3 protein-coding genes are annotated in these 3,715 nt (G+C 66.2%); 1 reads left to right on the top strand and 2 read right to left on the bottom strand.

Annotation, left to right across the window (positions count from 1 at the left end; genetic code table 11):
* Positions 1–219 precede the first annotated feature (219 nt).
* Positions 220–1,098 (bottom strand): alpha/beta fold hydrolase, encoded by an 879-nt coding sequence (locus ACWFRB_RS26280; RefSeq protein WP_452644274.1) that lies wholly within the window; start codon positions 1,096–1,098, stop codon positions 220–222.
* A gap of 180 nt (positions 1,099–1,278) precedes the next feature.
* Positions 1,279–2,781 (bottom strand): MFS transporter, encoded by a 1,503-nt coding sequence (locus tag ACWFRB_RS26275; protein WP_452644272.1) that lies wholly within the window; start codon positions 2,779–2,781, stop codon positions 1,279–1,281.
* A 737-nt stretch (positions 2,782–3,518) separates the two neighbouring features.
* Between ACWFRB_RS26275 and ACWFRB_RS26270 the strand changes: the two genes are divergently transcribed.
* On the top strand, positions 3,519–3,715 hold a 197-nt coding region (locus ACWFRB_RS26270), incomplete at its 3' end, for an ATP-binding cassette domain-containing protein (protein WP_452644270.1).

The following is a 3,715-nucleotide window of genomic DNA, read 5'->3' as shown; positions in this document are numbered from 1 at the left end:
TGCAGGACAGGCTCGGCGACATCGCCCTCACCCGGTTCGCGGAGCGGGCGGGCGCCACCGCCTCCCCCCGGAATACCCCCCCTCGGGCGCTGTCACCGTTTCGGTCACAGCGCCCGGGTTGTTTTCGGAGCATCCCCTCGAGCGCAACAGCACGTGAAACGAAAAACGCAGCGCCGAAGCGTCTTTCGACGCCTCGGCGCTGCGCGCTTCGGGTGGCGATCAGGGCCGGCCGGCCGCGTCCTTGCGGCGCAGGAAGGCGAGGACGGCGCTCTCGAATGCTTCCTTCTGCTCGATCATCGCCCAGTGTCCGCAGTTGGGGAACACGTGCAATTCGGCGTTGGGGATCGTGCGCATCGGGATCAACGCCATGTCCAGCGGGCTGACCCGGTCGTCGCGACCCCAGGTGAGCAGCGTGGGCGCCTTCACCTTGTGCATCATCGCCCACGGCGGCGGCGCGTCGGAGGCCTCCATCGCCTTGACCATCATCGAAAAGGCCACCTTGCTGTACATCCGGCGGGCGCTGTCGAGGGTCTCCGGATCGGTGGCCTGGGTCCAGCGCTCCTCGATGAGCTCCTCGGTCACCATCGCCGGGTCGTAGACCATCGAGTGCAGCCACTGGATGAGGCGTTCGCGGGTCGGCGCCTCGGTGAACTCCTGGAGCAGCTTGATGCCCTCGCCGGGGCCGGGGCTGAAGATGTTCTTGCCGATGCCACCGATGGTCACCAGCCGGCGCACCTTGTCGGGGTGGGCGATGGCGTAATTGATGGCGACGCCGCCACCCATCGAGTTGCCGATGATGTCGACGCTGTCGAGGCCGAGGGCGTCGACGAACTTCACCACCGACTCCAGGGCGGTGACCATCGGGTGGCCGCCGAAGTCGTCGCTGACGCCGAATCCGGGGAATTCCAGTACGAGACAGCGGAAGTGCTCGGCGAACACACCGAGGTTGCCCCGGAAGTTGCGCCAACCGGTTACGCCGGGGCCCGAGCCGTGCAGCAGCAGCAGCGGGGGCCCGTCACCGGCCTCGTGGTAACGCAGGACGCCCGACTCCGTGGAGATCTCCCGAAGAGTGCCCTCGTAACTCAGGTCCGATGTCATCGCCTACCTCCGTCTCGACAGGCGGTATAGGTCCGCCAGTGTTCACCGTCACATTGCCACTACGGGCACCGGACACCCAGACGCTGTTCCGGTCAGTGGGCAAATCCGACACCGAAACGAGTGAAGGGCATCCCCGTCCGGTCCGACCGGACGGGGATGCCCTTGCGCTGGTGAGTGTGATCAGTCGACGGTGGCCATGGCCGGCTCGCCGGAGTCCTGGCCTGCCGGGACCTTCACCTGCTCGATGCGCTTCGGCAGCAGCAGACCCGCCACCAAGCCCGCCACCGCGGCGGCAGCCGCGATGAGGAAGGCGACCTGGAAGCCCTTGTCGGTGTAGAACGCCATGCCCTGCGTCATCTCCAGCGGGATCGGCGCGATGTACGAGTTGTTCATGACGGTGAAGGCGATCACCGGCAGCGCGGCCGGGAACACGCTCTGGAACACGCCGACGATGCTCGCGGTGGACGCCTGCAGCTGCGGCGGCACCGCCTCGATCAGCAGGTTCGGCACGGCCGCATAGCCCATGCCCATGCCGAGACCGACCAGGCCTGCGAACGCGATGAGCAGGCCCTTGGTGTCATGCGAGAAGGCGGTGAGGGTGCAACCGATGGCGGCGGAGACCATGCCGATCGCGAGCAGCGGGCGCGGCTTGACGTGGCGCCCGACGAGCACGCCGACGATCAGACCGCCGATCACGGTCATCGCACCGATCGGCGCCTGGAAGATCGCGAAGCCCTCGGCGTCGACGCCGAATCCGTAGCCGAGGCCCATGATCTCGGGCGTCATGGCCAGCATCGGCAGCAGCATGGTGTACAGGCCGCTGACGCCGTAGATGAACCCAGCCGCGATGGCGGTCAGGATGACGGGACGGCGTCGCAGCACCTTGAGGTCGATCAGCGGCTCCTTGACGATGCCCGCGGTGACCAGCCACGCGACGACCAGCGCGATGCCGCCGAACAGGTAGGTCAGGGTCGAGCCCGACTTCCAGCCCCAGGTCGGGCCGAAGCTGATACCGATCAGGATGCCGGCGATACCGCCGCCGAGAAGCAGGGCGCCGAGGAAGTCCAGGCGCGAGCGCAGCCGCACCGAGGACTCGTCGGTGCTCACAAAGATCATCCCGCCCAGGATGACGAGGCCGATCACGAAGAACCAGAAGATGCTGCGGAAGCCGTGGTTGTCGATCAGCCATCCGGTGATGAACGGCGCCGGGATCGCGATCAGGCCCATACCGCTGGTCGCGATGCTGACGGCGAGCGCGATCGTCTTGGCCGGGAACACATCACGGATCAGCGAGTAGCTCAGGAACAGGCACGGCACCAGCAAGCCGGACAGCGCACGGCCGGCGATCAGCACCCCGTAGCTGGTCGCGATGGCGGAGACGAACGATCCCAGCGCGGCGACCGCGATGCAGGCGAGCAGCATCTTGCGCTTGCCGTACATGTCGGCGAGCTTGCCGATCAAGGGCGCTGTCATCGCACCGACGAGCAGGAACGACGTGAGCAGCCAGGCGCCCTGGGTGGTCTGGTAGTGACCGGAGATGGCGGGGATGGCCATCGAGATCATCATGTAGCTGATCGCGAGCATTTCGAGCACGAGCACGATCGAGGCCAGCGAGAAGATCAGGCGGGGCGTCCACTTTTCGGGTGCGGACGTGCTTCCCTGGGCGCCGGGGGGCTGCGACATCTCGCCGCCTGTGCGGGTGGTGACCATCGTGGTGGGGTCCTTCCGGGATACCAATAAATCTCAGGCCCAATGGATTTCAGGCCTCGATGTGCGATCCGGCACGTGTGCGGCACGGACAACAGGGGGTGGAACTGTGCACCCGGCAAACTCGCACCGAATGTGTAATCCACATCACAGGGCGTCAGCGCCAGTGTGGCCAGTCACAGTTCCGGTCAGTGGGACATTTGCCCCCACACCGGCGCGAAAATGGGACGAAACCGGCTCGCACCCGGATCGCCACCCCCGCTCAGCTCTGCAAATGCCGTCCACCGAACGTCGCCTCGGCGTATCACATGCGCCCCAAAACCGACCAATAGGTCAGCTCCGAGAACCACGACACGGCGACGATCACTCCACAGCGACCCTGCTCGAACACTTTTGACACGGTCGGGGCCATCTCGTACTGTGCCCGGCTATGCATGTCCGTTCCACCGCGAAGACCCGAGGCCGGCTTCTCACCGGCCTGATCTGGGTTCAGAGAACGCAGCGCTAGAACCCATTCTCAGCACTGTTCGCGACGGTGCATGCATTCAACGGCCCTGAAACGTCGCCGTACCCCGTCCCTGGTCGACGCCGCGATTCGCACGTTCACGCCTCGGACACCGACTTCAGCACAGCCTCCGGACGGACCGCGACGCCCGCTCGAGGTCGTGTGCTGCGCACGCCGGGGCACATTCATTTTCTTTCAGGAGATTTCATTGATTACCGCTACTGACCTCGAAGTTCGTGCCGGTGTGCGGACCCTTCTCTCCGCGCCGGGCCCGGCCCTGCGGGTCCAGGCAGGCGACCGGATCGGTCTCGTCGGCCGCAACGGTGCGGGCAAGACCACCACGCTGCGCATCCTCGCGGGTGAGGGCGAGCCCTATGCCGGTTCGGTGATCCGCACGGGCGACCT

This window comes from Rhodococcus sp. NPDC055112 (assembly GCF_053607505.1).
The sequence above is the reverse complement of the archived record's forward strand: the minus strand, read 5'-3'. Positions and strand labels throughout refer to the sequence as shown.

Excerpts from the sequence above, each read along its gene's own strand:
- ACWFRB_RS26280 (WP_452644274.1), bottom strand. The coding sequence starts at position 1,098 with ATGACATCGGACCTGAGTTACGAGGGCACTCTTCGGGAGATCTCCACG.
- ACWFRB_RS26275 (WP_452644272.1), bottom strand. The coding sequence starts at position 2,781 with ATGTCGCAGCCCCCCGGCGCCCAGGGAAGCACGTCCGCACCCGAAAAG.